This is a genomic window from Williamsia sp. (genome assembly GCF_036566845.1).
Classification (GTDB): domain Bacteria; phylum Actinomycetota; class Actinomycetes; order Mycobacteriales; family Mycobacteriaceae; genus Williamsia.
Genome location: NZ_DATCVM010000208.1, coordinates 40,878 through 55,013, shown reverse-complemented (window position 1 = coordinate 55,013; position 14,136 = coordinate 40,878). Strand labels below are relative to the sequence as shown.

Here is a 14,136-nt window from a genome sequence, read left to right as displayed (position 1 = left end):
AGTTGTGCCTAAACTAACTTCCCGGGGCGATTTTTTCAGTGACAAGGTGCAGAAAGTGAAGGGCCATCCGTGGCGATTCCGGCGATAGACCCATACGACCTACCGACTCTGTCGACGATCCCGGAGAACAAGGCCCCCTGGGAACTGGTTCCCGAGCGTGCGGCACTGCTCATTCACGACATGCAGAACTACTTCATCGACGCATACCAGGTCGACGCCGAACCGATGGCAACCGTCCTGCCGAACATCGCTCTGATCAGGCAGTGGTGCAGCCGGCTCAACATCCCGGTGATCTTCACGATGCAACCGGGTGATCAGCATCCGTCGCGCCGGGGACTGCTGGCCGATCTGTGGGGGCCGGGATTGACCGTGGGGCGCGATACCGAGGTGGTGTCCGAACTGGCGCCGGTCGAGTCGGACATCCAGGTGACCAAATGGCGATACTCGGCGTTTCAGCGCACAGATCTGCGGGCGCTGCTGGCACACCACGGACGCGATCAGCTGCTGGTGACCGGGGTCTACGCGCACATGGGCTGCATGCTCTCGGCGGCCGAGGCGTTCATGACCGACATCCAGCCGTTCTTCATCGCGGACGCAACCGCCGACTTCAGCCGGGACGAGCACGAGATGGCGCTGGGTTACGTTGCCAAGCGATGTGCCGTGGTCACCACCACCGATGATGTGACGCAGATCTTTCGCCATGCCGCCGCGGCCTGAGAAAAGCGCCGCCGTCGCGCCCCTCGAACTGGACGGCGTGGTGCCGTACCCGGCCGATGTGGCGCGTTCCTACCGTGAACTCGGATACTGGACCGGTGAAACCCACTGGAGCGCGTTCGAGGCTTCGGTGGCCCGGAATCCCGACGCCATTGCCGTGTGTGATGAGCGCAGGACGCTGTCGTACCGCGATCTGCGGAATCACGCCCTGGCAAGCGCGGACTCGTTGTCCACGATGGGAATCGGGCGAGGCGATCGGGTGGTTGTCCATTTCCCGAACGTCGTCGAGTTCGTCGAGACCACCTTTGCGCTGTTCGCGTTCGGGGCATTGCCGATCTTCGCGCTACCGGCCCACCGCGCCAGCGAGATCCGTTACTTCATCGAATTCGCCGACGCCACAGCGTATGTGACCGTCGACGAGGCGGCCGGCTTCGACTATGGGCGTCTTGCCGCCGAGATGAGAAGCGAGTTCGACGGACTGCTCACCGTGGTGCTGCCACTGGCGGCCGAGGTGCCGCCGTCGCCGACCCGCGGACCATACCGGTGCGACGCATTGCCGTCGGACGTTGCGTTCCTGCAGCTTTCAGGTGGGACAACGGGTCGTTCGAAACTGATCCCACGCACCCACGACGACTACCTGTATTCGGTGCGTGAGAGCAACAACATTTGCGGAGTCACCTCCGACACGGTGCTGCTGGTGGTACTGCCGGTGTCCCACAATTTCACGATGAGTTCGCCGGGGATCCTCGGCGCACTCCACGTCGGCGCGACCGTGGTGCTGGCACCGAACCCCAGCCCCGACACCGCATTCGCCTTGATCGAGAAACACAGGGTCACAATGGTCTCGGTCGTCCCGCCGGTGGCACTGGCCTGGATGAACTCTTCCTTGCGTGACACCCGTGACCTGTCGAGCCTGGACACGATTCAGGTCGGCGGGGCCAAGTTCAGCCAGAGTGCTGCGCAGCGAGTCGCAACAGACCTCGGCGCCCGGCTGCAGCAGGTGTTCGGGATGGCGGAGGGTCTGGTGAACTACACCCGCCTCGATGACGACACCACCACCGTCACCACCACCCAGGGGCGTCCGATCTCGCCGGCCGACGAGGTGCGCGTGGTCGATGACAACGACCGGGATGTTCCATCGGGCTCGGCCGGTCATCTGTTGACCCGAGGTCCATACACGATCCGCGGTTATTACCGCGCTCCCGAGCACAACGCGAAATCCTTTACTGCTGACGGCTTCTACCGCACCGGTGACATCGTGACGAGCGACGAGCGCGGCTACCTCACAGTGGTCGGCCGGGCGAAGGATCAGATCAACCGCGGCGGCGAGAAGGTCGCACCCGAAGAGGTCGAGAACCATCTCCTCGCGCACGAGCGAGTGCATGACGCATCGGTTGTCGGCATACCGGATGAGCACCTCGGCGAGCGCACCAAGGCGTACGTCGTGCTGAGGGCCGAATACCTGGCCGATCCGCCCGGGGCACTGGCGATCCGGCGATTTCTGCGGGAACGGGGCCTCGCCGCCTACAAGATCCCAGACGTCGTCGAGTTCGTCACCGAGTTCCCACGGACATCGGTGGGCAAGATATCGAAGAACGACCAACGGAGCGCGCCACCGCAGGCGGTTCGATGACGAACCGTCGACGTATGCGAAGGACCAACAACAGAAATGAACGAGGGTGAGTGAAGTGAGTGTTACCGCCGCACTGTCGAGGGAACAGATCGTCGCCGACATCGCCGGTCTGCTCGAGGTGGCACCGGAAGAGCTGACCGTCGAGACGAATCTGCTTGACGCCGGGCTCGATTCGATTCGTCTGATGTCGCTGGTCGAGAAGTGGCGCGCAGCCGGATCGCCCGGGGCCGATTTTGTGAATCTGGCCTCCGAACCGGTGGTCGGGGTATGGCTCGACGCGGTGGCGGTCGGGCCGGAAAACGTTGGGGAAGAACAGGACAGAGGAGCCAACCGATGACGGTGGTACGCGAAGAAGTGGACGTTGTTGTTGTCGGTGGCGGCCCCGGAGGCTCGTCGGCGGCCACCTTGCTGGCCAAGAGCGGCAGTCGGGTGATCCAACTCGAGCAGGAGCAGTTCCCGCGGTACCAGATCGGCGAATCACTGTTGCCGTCAACGATTCACGGCGTGTGCCGCCTGCTCGGCGTCGACAAGAAGCTGCACGAGGCCGGGTTCATGCACAAGCGCGGCGGAAGCTTTCGGTGGGGTAAGAACCCGGTGCCGTGGAACTTCCTGTTCGCGATTTCGCCGGAGTTCGCCGGCGACGCCTCGTACGCGTACCAGGTGGAGCGGATGAAGTTCGACAACATCCTGCTCGAACACTCCGCCGAATGCGGTGTCGATGTCCGACAGCGTTCGCGGGTGACCGGAGTTGCGAAGAACGCCGACGGGCGCGTGGACCGCGTGCAGTACGTCGATGCCGATGGTGGCGAGCACGAGATCACCGCCAAGTTCGTGGTCGACGCATCAGGCAACAAGACACGCCTGTCCCGCCATGCCGGTGCCGACCGGGTCTACTCGGAGCACTTCCAGAACGTGGCGATCTTTGGGTATTTCGAGGGCGGCAAGCGATTTGACGCACCTGACACCGGGAACATCCTCTGCGCGGCCTTCGACGAGGGCTGGATGTGGTACATCCCGCTCTCGGACACACTGACCAGCGTCGGAGCGGTGATCGCGAAAAGCCATGCGGCGAAGGCATTGGGGGACACCGAAGCATCCCTGCACGGATTCATCGATCGCTGCACCATCGTGAAGGACATGCTCAGTGACGCCACCCGCGTCACCGAGGGCACCTATGGAGAGGTTCGGGTTCGGCAGGATTACTCCTACGCGAACACGCGCTTCTGGGGCAACGGCATGGTCCTGGTCGGCGATGCCGCATGCTTCATCGACCCGGTATTCTCGACCGGGGTGCACCTCGCGACGTACTCGGCTGTGCTCGCCGCACGGTCGATCAACAGTGTGCTGCGCGGCGAACTCTCCGAGGAACGCGCGTTCGGAGAGTTCGAGGGCCGCTACCGCCGTGAGTACGCGGTCTTCTACGAGTTCCTCTCAGCGTTCTATGACATGGAACAGAGCGAGGATTCGTACTTCTGGAAAGCCCGTAAGGTCACCAACTTCGATCGTGACGACATGGCCGCCTTCGTCTCACTGGTCGCCGGTGGATTCTCGCAAGAGGACGCACTGACCGACCCGGACGCAGTCATCGCGAAGTTCAGCGCGTCGACCCAGGCCTTGACCGAGGCCGCCGAGAAGACCGGTGGAATGGACACCGACTCGGGGCAGCGGATGAAGCACATGTTCAACACACCCGTCGTGCGTGACGTCATGGAGGAGATGAATGCCTTCCAGGCTCGCGGCGCCGGCGGATTGATCGAGCCGCCGCTTCTCGACGGCGGTCTGGTCCCTTCGGCTGATGGTCTGGCCTGGGCAGAACCGGCACCGGTCATCGCCTGACCATGCCGATCGCCTCGGCGCCTGCGCCTTTCATCGACCAGCACGCCCTCCTGGTGCTGCTGTTGCAGTTGGCGTGTCTGCTTGCCGTTGCCGTCGTGATGGGCTGGGCGGCAAGGAAAGTGGGATTGCCCACGATTGTCGGAGAGTTGCTTGCGGGTGTGGTGCTGGGGCCGTCGATACTCGGTCTCGGCCTTCCAGACCTGCAGGCATGGTTGTTCCCGGCCGACGCCGGCCAGCAGAACCTCCTCGATGCGGTGGGGATGTTCGGGGTCATCCTGCTGGTGGGCCTGGCCGCCACCGAACTCGACACGGCGTTCATCCGGCGAAAGGCCGCGGTGGTCACGTCGGTCAGCGCGTTCGCATTCCTGGTCCCACTCGGGTTGGGCGTGGGTGCCGGCCTGCTGATGCCCCCGAGCCTGATCGGGGAGGGCACCTCGCCGACGGTGTTCGCGCTCTTCCTCGGTACCGCACTGTCCGTCAGCGCGATACCGGTGATCGCAAAGATCCTGACCGAGATGAAGCTGTTGCACCGCAACCTCGGTCAGGTGATCCTGGCGTCGGGCACCGTCGACGACGCGCTGGGCTGGATTCTGCTGGCGATCACGTCGTCGATGGCGACAGCCGGTGTCCGGACGGGTGAGGTGGCCCAAGCGGTCGCCGCGACCCTCGGCGCGGTTGTGGTCGCGGTGTGTGTGCTTCGTCCGGTGGCGCACAGGCTTTTCGACAAGTTCGAGGCATCCGAGCAGCGAAGCCACCTTCCGGTGGTCGTGGCGGTGGTGATCTTCGCGTGTGCAGGTGCCACGCAGGCCATGCACTTGGAGGCCATCCTGGGTGCCTTCCTCGCCGGCCTGATCGTCGGACAACGCAAACCCGAGTTGCTGGCGCCGCTGCGGACCGTCACGGTCACGATCCTGGCGCCGATCTTCCTCGCCACCGCGGGGTTGCGGGTAGATCTGACAGAACTGGCGCACACCGACGTCCTCGTGGCGGCGGTGGTGATTCTCCTCCTGGCCGTTGTCGGAAAGTTCATCGGCGCTTATGTCGGCGCCCGCATCGTCCGTCAACCACGGTGGGAAGCAGTTGCGCTCGGCGCCGGACTCAACGCCCGGGGCGCCGTCGAGATCATCATCGCCATGGTCGGTCTGCGGATCGGCGTACTCACCACCGCGACCTACACGATCGTGGTGCTGGTGGCCATAGTGACGTCGGTGATGGCCCCGCCGTTGCTGAAACTTGCGATGGCCCGGGTTGACCATTCGGACGAAGAGGTGGTGCGCGAGAAATTGCGCACCGCGTGAATACGAGGAGGGGATTCACATGACCATCAGGGATGGTTCGGCCGTGGACGTGGTCGGCGTGGGTTTCGGCCCATCCAACCTCGCGTTGGCGATCGCGATCGAAGAACACAATCGATCGGTGGATCCAGAGCGACGGATCGTGGCTCGCTTCGTGGAGAAGCAGACTCGTTTCGGTTGGCACCGCGGAATGTTGCTGCCCGGCACGACGATGCAGATCTCGTTCCTCAAGGACCTCGTCACGCAGCGCAACGCGTGCAGCGAGTACTCCTTCCTCAACTACCTTTCGCAGCGGGACAGGTTGTCCCACTTCATCAATCACCAGAGTTTCTTCCCGTCCCGGGTCGAGTTCCACGACTACCTGGAATGGGCGGCCGACAAGGTCGCCGCCGACGTTCTCTACGGCACGGAGGCGTGCGGGGTGAGCTGGGACGGTGAGTTCTTCGAGGTGCAGGTCGCCGGGAGATCGCCCGTCCGGGGACGGAATCTTGTTGTCGCCGCGGGATTCACCGCCAACCTGCCCGTCGGCGTGGAGCGCAGTGACCGCGTGTTCCACAACCACCGGCTGCTCGACCACCTGCACGCCCTGCCTGAGCAGAGGCACCACAGGTTTGTGGTCGTCGGCGCCGGACAGAGCGCCGCAGAGGTCACCGCGCACCTACACGACACATACCCGCGGTCCGAGATCCATGCCGTCTTCGGCAAGTACGGCTACACCCCGGCCGATGACAGCCCGTACGCCAATCGCATCTTCGATCCGGAAGCGGTGGTCGACTTCCACCGGTCCTCGACCGACCTCCGGCAACAACTTCTCGACTACCACCGGGGAACCAACTACTCCGCCGTCGACCTTCCGTTGATCGAGGAACTGTATCGGCGGGAGTACCAGGAACGGGTCAGCGGCAGCCGGCGGCTGTTCGTCCGGGGTGCCTCCGAGGTCAGCAAGATTCTCGACTCCGATTCGGGCGTCTCGGTGCGGATCTGTCACCGGCCGAGTCAGGTGTTCGAGGACATCGATTGCGACGCAATCATCTTCGCCACCGGATTCCGCCCCACCGGCCTCGTAGATCTGCTCGGGCCGCTGAGCGAGGAATGCGAAGCCGATGATCAGGGCCGTCCGCTGGTGTCGCGGGACTACCGCGTGCAGACGAGCGATCGGGTCACCGGCGCGATCTACCTTCAGGGCAACACCGAGCACACTCACGGCCTCACCTCGACGTTGCTGTCGAACCTGGCGATCCGCTCCGGCGAACTCGTGGAATCGCTCTCGGCGTCGCGGTAGACGTTGACAGTTCCACACGTGGAGTGGCTACTCTGTGGGCATGAAAACTAAGGGTTACCTTGCTTGTGTGTCCGTGGCGGTGGCGCTCGGGACCTTCCTGGCCGTGACAGCTCCTGCGGCGGCAGCGGATTCAGCGTCAGAACCCGCGCAGCCCGGTCAGCGCATCGTCATGTTGATCCCGGGACAGCAACCGTCTCCGGGTACGTCCAGTCTCGATCAATTCGATGACATGGCAGCACAACTGGCGGGGGAGGGCTACGTGGTACACCCGGTTGGCGTCAACGGGCTGGATCTGATCGCCGACTCATCTGAGATCGCCGACGCGGTAGACCGGGCCACCGCGGGTGTCGAGGTGGAATCCCTGGCGATCGTGGCCCACAGCTACGGTGGGCTGTCATCGCGCAGCTATCTCAAGACGCTGGGCGGCTCCGACATCGTCGATACCTACATCGCGATCGGGACACCCCAGTACGGCTCCCCGGGCGGTTGTGTGCAACTGCCTGGCTTCGGTTTCGACGGATGTCCCATCACCCCGTTCATCGCCGACCTCAACGCCGGGGACGACACCCCGGGCGACACCGGCTACGTGTCGATCCGCAGCGACGAGGAACTGGCCGATGGGCGTCTCGACGGCGGGCAGTGCCGGCTCGCACCGATCAAGGACCTCGTCCATGCTGTCGAACCTGCCGACGCCCGGGTGATCGATGCGGTGTCCGGAGCCCTGTCCGGAGAGTGCGCGGGCGAATTCGTCGACGAGGCGGACGGTGCCATCACCCTGGACAAGACGTTGTTCCCGGCGCCGACGACGGGTTAGCAGGGGCGGTGGCGGCCGCAAACCGCCACAAATTTGGAAAAGGACCCCACACGGACTTTGCGTCGCGTGTGGGGTCCTTCGTCTGGTGGCTCCCGATCGTTGATCAGGAAGCGGGGAGGTAACCCTTGTACTGGTTGAACAGCGCGAGCTGATCAGCGGTCAGGTCGCCCTGTGCGTTCGCCTGATCGAGGAGATCGTGGAGCGCGGGATCGGCGATCGAGGCCTTGATCTGGTTGACGGCGTCGTCGGTTGCCTGGGCCAGGTTCGGGAGCTCGGGCACGGCCGGGATCTCCAGGCTCGGGGCTGCGGACGGAGCCGGGGCCTCACGCTGGGTGGCGCCGCTCAGGCCGGTGCCACAGCTGGGCCATGCGCCCTTGCCCTGCGAGGCGAGAACACGCTCGGCAACAGCGATCTGCTGCTCCTTGGTGGCCTGGTCTGCGGACGGGGCGAACTCGCCGCCGCCGTGGCCGGTCCAGGTGCTCGGGGAGAACTGCAGGCCGCCCTGGTAGCCGTTGCCGGTGTTGATGGCCCAGTTGCCACCCGACTCGCACTGTGCGACCTGGTCCCACTCGGCGTCGGTGGCTGCTCCGGCGTTGCCGCCGCCCGCAAAGGCGAGGCCGGCGCCGCCGCCGATGACGGCAGAGGTGAGAGCGATTTTGGCGAAGGTGCGACCAGTGGTGGTCGACTGACGATGACGTCCGGACATAAGGTTTACTTCCTCTCTCCACGCGCCTACGAAGTCAGCTGTCGGGTTCGAGCGAGAGGTTGCTCGGTTCCGCTGGGCGGAACTACACCCCAAGGACTTCCTCGGTCGCAGGCGTTGACCGCCATCGACCGCGGGAATCCGGTGATCTCCAGGAGATGTTTGGGTCCCCCGCCCTCGTCCCTGAAATACGTTTGGAGTTTCCGGAACGCGGGACGAGGTTGGGCGCGGCGATCCGGGAATATTCAGTTGCAATGTGGCCGATGAGTTCGACCGAGTCAGACGGTACGTGCAAATCCACGCTGAGCACACACCTGCGGTAGACGCCCCAACTGCGTGTCCTGAGCAAGCTTTTGCCCCGATTTGGCATTTCTGCTGCTCATCGCTATGAGTGTCGTCCTGTGTCCGTTCCGTGATCCAAACGTTATGTGAGTAACATCACAGCGTCATTCGAAGGGATGATCGATCAAAGTGGGTCATTTGACCAGCATTGCGGACGGTGATCCGGGGGATCAACCGCCGGCGAACGGCGGGAGAACGTCGACGACGTCGCCGCCGGAGAGCTCGCGGGACCGGTCTCGGACCGCGATCGATTCATGCAGGTATGAGCATCGTTGCAACACTTCAGCCAATCGCGGATTCGATTGACTCAATTCATTTTCCAGATCGGCCAGCGTCGCTTTGTCAGTGAGGTGAATCACCATCTGCTCGACGCCGGCGGCCGCTTGCGCCGCGGCGAAGAATCGCACGCAGATCTCCACCTCAGCCCCCGATCGCCGACATCGGCCGCGAGGGCTGGAGGAACCCGGGTTCGTTGACGCCGTGGCCGGGGAGCTTGCTCCAGGTCGCCTGCCGCCAGCGCAAGGCGATGTCCTGATCTGAATGCGAAGTTGATCGTAGTAAAGTTCGGATGTCGGTCTCCGAGGCGGCGAACAGGCAATTGCGGAGCTGCCCGTCGGCAGTCAGACGGGTGCGGTCGCAGTCGCCGCAGAACGGTCGCGTCACCGAGGCGATGATGCCGACGCGGGCCGGCTCGCCCTCGGGTGTGCGGTAGCCGTCCACAAGCCACCGTTGGGCCGGTGCCGCGCCACGGGGTGCGGGGTCGGGCCGCAGATCGAACTCAGCGCGCAGCGTTTCGAGGATCTGATCGGCGGTGATCATCTTGGTCCGGGACCAGTGATGCTCGGCATCGAGTGGCATTTGTTCGATGATCCGCAGTTCGTACCCTTCGGCCAAACAGAACCGCAGGAGTTCGGTGGCGTCAGACAGTCCGGAGTCCGGATCGAGCACGGCGTTCACCTTGACGGGCCGCAGGCCGGCCGCACGGGCCGCAGACAGTCCGGCCAGCACGTCGGGCAGTCGATCACGCCGGGTGATGGCGGCGAAATGTGCCGCGTTCACCGTGTCGAGGGAGACGTTGACCCGATCGAGTCCGGCTTCGGCGAGCGCCTCGGCGCTGCGGGCGAGGCCCAGGGCGTTGGTGGTCAGAGCGATCTCGGGTCGGGGATCCAAAGCGGCGACAGCACTGATGATCTCGGTCAGATCCTTGCGCAGCAACGGTTCGCCCCCGGTGAAACGCACCGCGCGGACGCCGAGCTCGCGCACCGAGATTCCGACCAGCCGGACGATCTCCGCGGCGGTGAGCACCTCTGACCGGTCGAGCCAGTCGAGGCCTTCGGCGGGCATGCAGTAGGTGCACCGCAGGTTGCACCGGTCGGTCACCGATACCCGGAGGTCGCGTACCGCCCGTCCGAAGGTGTCGATCATCGGCCCGGATGTGGGCATGGCGGCATCGGTGTTCGTCTCCGGTCGCCCTTTGGGGCCGGTGGGCATGCCGAGTGCGATGGCTGTCACAGTCTCCAGCCTACGGTTCATCGCCGGGTCGCGGTGACCCGAGTAGCTCGAGCTGAGCGTCCCGAGGTGAAAAAGTCAGGCGCGACGTTGCAGTGCACGGAAGGTGCTGGCGTGGAACACCAGTGGCTCGTGATCGGTGTCGGCACGCAGGGCCAGCACTTTGAGCAGCACGAGGCTGTGGTCGCCCGCCGGGATCTCGTTGTAGATCTCGCAGGCGAGCTGAGCGACCGCGCCGCCGATGAACAACGCGCCGTCGCTGCTGGTTTCGAGATCGAGCCCGGTGAAACGCTCCTCGGCCGGGCCTGCGAGCTGCTTGCACTCCGCGTCCTGATCGTGTGCGAACACCGATACCCCGAGAACGGGCGCCGAATGCAGTTTGGGCCACGTGGTCGACTCGTTCTGCACGCAGAGCGAGACCAGAGGCGGATCGAGGGACACGGTGGCAAACGAGCTTGCCGCGATGCCGATCGGATCGCCGCCGTTCTGGTGGCATACGGCGACCACGCCGGTGGGAAAACAACTGTAGGCACGCCGCAGGGCCGAACCATCGCTGGTCGGTGTCAGGGCTCCGTCAATGTGATGGTTCATCTCGAGCGTCACCTTATCGGCGCGGTGTCGTCGCCGCCGGTTCCATGGACGTCGCGTCGCGCCCGGCGCCCTGATCGCAGGGCAAAAATCAGCCCGCACAAAAAGCCCAGAGGTGCACACATGATCAGCAGATAGACAAAGAGAGGCGCGGTCTCGCCGGTGATCGGTTCGGCGAGGAACAGCGCGATCAGGGCTATGATCCCGATCACAAACAATCCCACCGCGACCTGTAGTAGCAGGGTGCCTTCGCCTTTGCGCATGTGATCAACGGTAGTGCAGTGCCGCTCGGCCCGAAAAAGCCCCGGTGTCAGCGGTATGACCGAAGCGCTAGACTGACGAACGCGTCTGCTGGACCGATCCGTCACAGCGGGCGCTTTCGTTTTGGTCGATGCAAACAGATGAGGGTGAGCGCAGTGCCTACCGGCAAGGTGAAGTGGTACGACGCGGAGAAGGGCTTCGGCTTTCTCTCGCAAGATGATGGCGAAGACGTATACGTACGTTCGTCAGCGCTCCCCGCTGGAACCGAGGCACTCAAGCCCGGCCAGAAGGTCGAGTTCGGCATGGCCGCGGGTCGCCGTGGTCCGCAGGCCCTGACCGTCAAGATCCTCGACCCGGCGCCGAGTATCGCCAAGAACACCCGGGAAGCCCGGAAAGAGCAGCCCAAGCGGCACACCCCCGACGAACTCCACGGCATGGTCGCCGACCTGATCACGCTGCTCGAGGGCAAGGTCCAGCCGGATCTGCGCAAGGGGCGCTACCCCGATCGCAAGACCTCGCAACGTATTTCAGAGGTTGTCCGGGCTGTGGCCCGCGAACTGGAATCCTGACCGACCCTCCGGGTGGGATCGACCTACCCGGAGGCCGGAACCTCCACGCCGTCGGGACGGGTGTCCACACTCCACAACCCGCGCTGGATGAAACCCTCGCCCTGAACCTCGATCTGGGATGGTTGCTGGACCTCGAAACCGGCCAGCATCCGGTCCTTGGTGGACGGCAGGGTGATGGTCCGCTTGGATCCGCTGGAGTAGGTCGTCGCAGATCCTTCCAGACCGTTCTCGGTCAGATAGATCGCGATCAGGTTCCAGGGACCGACCGAGAGTTCTTCCGACACCGAGACCATGGCACTGTCACCGATGGCGACCGGGACACGTGACGACGGGTTGTCGAGAGAGCCTTCGCAGCTGGTCAGGTTGATGGTGCAGTATTTCAGGGGTTCCACACGCGCGAGTTTGTCGCCGCTGGCCACCTGCAGGTACGGGACGTCTTTGCTTTCGTGACCGACGGTCAGCGCGGCAACGGTGCCACCGACGACGGCCACAAAGAGGACGGCCACGATCGCCGTGATGATGACGAACTTCTTTTCGCCGGTCGACAAACTCATTCTTCGCGAGCACCCTTTTTCCGTGTGTTCTTGTTCCACGACTCCCGCACGGTGGGATCGACGTGGATTGCGCCGGTCGGCATCGTCATGTCAGGTCGTTTGCCGCCGAATCCGGGTACCAGGGTCGATCCTCGATTGGTGACGAATGTCTGGGCGAAGCCGAGAACCAAAATACCGGTGACAACACCGAATCCGATGGTCAGATTGGTCGGCATCAGGACGCCGAGCGACGCGCCGAAGACCCAGCCCATCTGAAGGACCGTTTCGGAGCGGCCGAATGCCGAAGCGCGGGACTCGTCGGGGAGATCGTCCTGGATGGACGAGTCCAGACACACCTTGCCGATCGCACTGGTGCCGGAGGCGACCAGGGCGGTGATCGTGACGAAGATGAGGTTTCCGAAGATCGCGGACAGCAGGGAGAATCCGGCGCAGGCACCGGTGACCATGACAACGACGCGCTGGGGGTTCTTCAGTTCGAGTCGGGTTCCGGTGGCATTGCCGATGAAGTTGCCGATACCGGCTGCGGCACCGACGGCGCCGAGCAGCGCCACCTGGGCCCAGCCGCTGCCGCCGCCCTGCTGTGATTTTGCATAGAAGGCGATGAACAGGGTCAGGAATCCGGTCAGGATACGGATGGTCCCGTTGCCCCACAACCCGGTCAGGACGTTGCGGCCCAACGGTTGCCGAATGCTTGCCGTCAGGGCCTTGACGGTCGATTTCTTGGCGTCGTCGGGCGGTGGCATCTGGGTACGGGCCGGTTCGCCGTGATACGTCAGCGTCGTCGGCACCTCGCCTTCGGTGACCTCGACCCACGACGGTATCCGCATACACAGGACGGCGCCGACGACGGTGATGACCGTCATCCACACCATCGCGCCCGGAACGTGCATCGGAAGGAATTTGCCGAGCAGCATCTCGAAGACGGCGGCGACACCGCCTCCGACGATGGTGCCTCCGACCAGACCGAAGGTCGTCAGACGAGAGTTCACCCGTGGCAGGTCGATGGACGGTGGCAGCACCCGCGGGGTCACCGCGGATTTGAGAACGCCAAAGGACTTGGACAGCACCAACATTCCGAGAGCGCACGGGTACAGCACCCACGGGTCATAGGTCAGTTGGCTCGACCCGGCGTCCCAACCGGAGTTGGCGATGACGAGCAGAGCCAGGATCGTTCGCCCGACGAACGTGCCGGCCATCGCGATTCGGCGGCCGCGTTGCAGTTTGTCGAGCAGTGGTCCGATGAGCGGCGCGATGATGGCAAACGGGGCGATGGTCAACGCGAGGTACAGGCCGACCTTGCCCTTGGATTCGGCACTTGCCGCGGCGAAGAACAGCGTGTTGGCCAACGCGATCGTCATCGCGGCGTCGGTTGCGAAGTTCACAACCGTGGGATAGGTCAACGCCGTCAGGCCGGATCGATCGGCGCCGTCCGCGGTGGCCGCCTGATGGATCTTCCCGAGCCCCTTCGCGGTCAGCTCGCGCCCGCGCAGTGCGGCAACCCGGGTGACGGTGAGCTTGCGCGGCATGGCGCGGGTGTTGTCGTCGCGGTGGTAGTCGGTCTCGTCCAGAGGTGGCAGATGCCGGTTCTGCGATGTCTGGGCCCGGGTGTCCTGGCGGCCGGGCGCACCCGGCGGTGGGTACGCGCCGGGCGGTGGGTACGCGCCGGGCGGTGGACCGCTGCGGGGCGGATTGTTTCGAGGTGGGAAGTTCTGTGGGGGCTGGTTCTGTGGCGGTGGATTCCGGGGCGGCGGCTTCTGCATCCCCGGGCCGCGGGGCGGGGGAGTCGGCTGCGAGGTGCGAGGGGGCCCACCATCCGCCGGATAGTTGGCGGATCCGGGATGCGCACCGGGCGCCGGGCGCGGGCGCCGGCGGGGATCGTGGCCGGGGGAACCATCATTGCCCCGCGCAACACCGCCCCGGTCCGAGGGGGTCGCACGAGGATCGTGTGGTTGATTTCCTCGGTTCACTTCCCTGATTGTTCCCTATGTCGCGACTACCGACCAACCCTCGGTCCCCGGGCGAGTTGCGATACGGCA

At 64.5% G+C, this 14,136-nt stretch carries 15 protein-coding genes and 1 riboswitch; of the genes, 8 read left to right on the top strand and 7 right to left on the bottom strand.

The window, feature by feature from the left end:
* Window positions 1-69 precede the first annotated feature (69 nt).
* The 7 genes from VIQ49_RS20110 to VIQ49_RS20080 are packed head-to-tail and all read left to right on the top strand — an operon-like array spanning window position 70 to window position 7,574.
* Window positions 70-717 (top strand): isochorismatase family protein, encoded by a 648-nt coding sequence (locus VIQ49_RS20110; RefSeq protein WP_331887915.1) that lies wholly within the window; start codon window positions 70-72, stop codon window positions 715-717.
* Complete coding sequence (locus VIQ49_RS20105) at window positions 701-2,347, top strand: (2,3-dihydroxybenzoyl)adenylate synthase (RefSeq protein ID WP_331887913.1); 1,647 nt, start codon at window positions 701-703, stop codon at window positions 2,345-2,347. The genes VIQ49_RS20110 and VIQ49_RS20105 overlap by 17 nt, the downstream gene beginning before the upstream one ends.
* Window positions 2,348-2,402: 55 nt before the next feature.
* Window positions 2,403-2,684 (top strand): phosphopantetheine-binding protein, encoded by a 282-nt coding sequence (locus VIQ49_RS20100; protein WP_331887911.1) that lies wholly within the window; start codon window positions 2,403-2,405, stop codon window positions 2,682-2,684.
* On the top strand, window positions 2,681-4,183 hold the full coding sequence (locus VIQ49_RS20095; RefSeq protein ID WP_331887909.1) for a tryptophan 7-halogenase: 1,503 nt from the start codon (window positions 2,681-2,683) through the stop codon (window positions 4,181-4,183). The genes VIQ49_RS20100 and VIQ49_RS20095 overlap by 4 nt, the downstream gene beginning before the upstream one ends.
* Window positions 4,184-4,185: 2 nt before the next feature.
* On the top strand, window positions 4,186-5,481 hold the full coding sequence (locus VIQ49_RS20090) for a cation:proton antiporter (protein ID WP_331887907.1): 1,296 nt from the start codon (window positions 4,186-4,188) through the stop codon (window positions 5,479-5,481).
* A 19-nt stretch (window positions 5,482-5,500) separates the two neighbouring features.
* On the top strand, window positions 5,501-6,760 hold the full coding sequence (locus VIQ49_RS20085; protein ID WP_331887905.1) for a lysine N(6)-hydroxylase/L-ornithine N(5)-oxygenase family protein: 1,260 nt from the start codon (window positions 5,501-5,503) through the stop codon (window positions 6,758-6,760).
* A gap of 40 nt (window positions 6,761-6,800) precedes the next feature.
* On the top strand, window positions 6,801-7,574 hold the full coding sequence (locus VIQ49_RS20080) for a lipase (protein ID WP_331887903.1): 774 nt from the start codon (window positions 6,801-6,803) through the stop codon (window positions 7,572-7,574).
* A gap of 103 nt (window positions 7,575-7,677) precedes the next feature.
* On the opposite strand, the gene VIQ49_RS20075 is transcribed toward VIQ49_RS20080, so the two are convergent.
* The 5 genes from VIQ49_RS20075 to VIQ49_RS20055 form a co-directional block, all read right to left on the bottom strand.
* Window positions 7,678-8,280: a transglycosylase family protein gene (locus VIQ49_RS20075; RefSeq protein WP_331887901.1), complete on the bottom strand. Its 603-nt coding sequence runs from the start codon at window positions 8,278-8,280 to the stop codon at window positions 7,678-7,680.
* Window positions 8,281-8,287: 7 nt separating this feature from the next.
* Window positions 8,288-8,487: riboswitch (cyclic di-AMP (ydaO/yuaA leader) on the bottom strand.
* Window positions 8,488-8,789: 302 nt separating this feature from the next.
* Window positions 8,790-9,038: a MoaD/ThiS family protein gene (locus VIQ49_RS20070; RefSeq protein WP_331887899.1), complete on the bottom strand. Its 249-nt coding sequence runs from the start codon at window positions 9,036-9,038 to the stop codon at window positions 8,790-8,792.
* Between the two features lies 1 nt (window position 9,039).
* A complete protein-coding gene (gene moaA / locus VIQ49_RS20065) occupies window positions 9,040-10,131 on the bottom strand; it encodes a GTP 3',8-cyclase MoaA (RefSeq protein ID WP_414731673.1) in 1,092 nt (363 codons plus the stop codon).
* Window positions 10,132-10,206: 75 nt separating this feature from the next.
* Window positions 10,207-10,719 (bottom strand): flavin reductase family protein, encoded by a 513-nt coding sequence (locus tag VIQ49_RS20060; protein ID WP_331887897.1) that lies wholly within the window; start codon window positions 10,717-10,719, stop codon window positions 10,207-10,209.
* A gap of 8 nt (window positions 10,720-10,727) precedes the next feature.
* A complete protein-coding gene (locus VIQ49_RS20055) occupies window positions 10,728-10,979 on the bottom strand; it encodes a hypothetical protein (RefSeq protein ID WP_331887895.1) in 252 nt (83 codons plus the stop codon).
* A gap of 153 nt (window positions 10,980-11,132) precedes the next feature.
* On the opposite strand from VIQ49_RS20055, the gene VIQ49_RS20050 reads away from it, so the two are divergent.
* The gene (locus VIQ49_RS20050; protein ID WP_331887929.1) at window positions 11,133-11,546 is read left to right on the top strand and encodes a cold-shock protein; all 414 of its coding nucleotides are present in this window, start codon (window positions 11,133-11,135) and stop codon (window positions 11,544-11,546) included.
* 23 nt (window positions 11,547-11,569) lie between these two features.
* Here the strand turns inward: VIQ49_RS20050 and VIQ49_RS20045 are convergent, their stop codons facing one another.
* Window positions 11,570-12,100, bottom strand: coding sequence for a DUF2771 family protein (locus VIQ49_RS20045; protein ID WP_331887893.1), 531 nt, complete (start codon window positions 12,098-12,100; stop codon window positions 11,570-11,572).
* Window positions 12,097-13,860: an MFS transporter gene (locus tag VIQ49_RS20040; protein ID WP_331887891.1), complete on the bottom strand. Its 1,764-nt coding sequence runs from the start codon at window positions 13,858-13,860 to the stop codon at window positions 12,097-12,099. Before VIQ49_RS20040 ends, VIQ49_RS20045 begins: the two co-directional genes overlap by 4 nt.
* Window positions 13,861-14,136: the final 276 nt, after the last annotated feature.

What these genes read in the sequence shown, in the direction of transcription:
- VIQ49_RS20095 (WP_331887909.1), top strand. Translation starts at nt 2,681, where the DNA reads ATGACGGTGGTACGCGAAGAAGTGGACGTTGTTGTTGTCGGTGGCGGC.
- VIQ49_RS20080 (WP_331887903.1), top strand. Translation starts at nt 6,801, where the DNA reads ATGAAAACTAAGGGTTACCTTGCTTGTGTGTCCGTGGCGGTGGCGCTC.
- VIQ49_RS20090 (WP_331887907.1), top strand. Translation starts at nt 4,186, where the DNA reads ATGCCGATCGCCTCGGCGCCTGCGCCTTTCATCGACCAGCACGCCCTC.
- VIQ49_RS20055 (WP_331887895.1), bottom strand. Translation starts at nt 10,979, where the DNA reads ATGCGCAAAGGCGAAGGCACCCTGCTACTACAGGTCGCGGTGGGATTG.
- VIQ49_RS20060 (WP_331887897.1), bottom strand. Translation starts at nt 10,719, where the DNA reads ATGAACCATCACATTGACGGAGCCCTGACACCGACCAGCGATGGTTCG.
- VIQ49_RS20040 (WP_331887891.1), bottom strand. Translation starts at nt 13,860, where the DNA reads ATGCAGAAGCCGCCGCCCCGGAATCCACCGCCACAGAACCAGCCCCCA.
- VIQ49_RS20045 (WP_331887893.1), bottom strand. Translation starts at nt 12,100, where the DNA reads ATGAGTTTGTCGACCGGCGAAAAGAAGTTCGTCATCATCACGGCGATC.
- VIQ49_RS20075 (WP_331887901.1), bottom strand. Translation starts at nt 8,280, where the DNA reads ATGTCCGGACGTCATCGTCAGTCGACCACCACTGGTCGCACCTTCGCC.
- VIQ49_RS20105 (WP_331887913.1), top strand. Translation starts at nt 701, where the DNA reads ATGCCGCCGCGGCCTGAGAAAAGCGCCGCCGTCGCGCCCCTCGAACTG.
- VIQ49_RS20085 (WP_331887905.1), top strand. Translation starts at nt 5,501, where the DNA reads ATGACCATCAGGGATGGTTCGGCCGTGGACGTGGTCGGCGTGGGTTTC.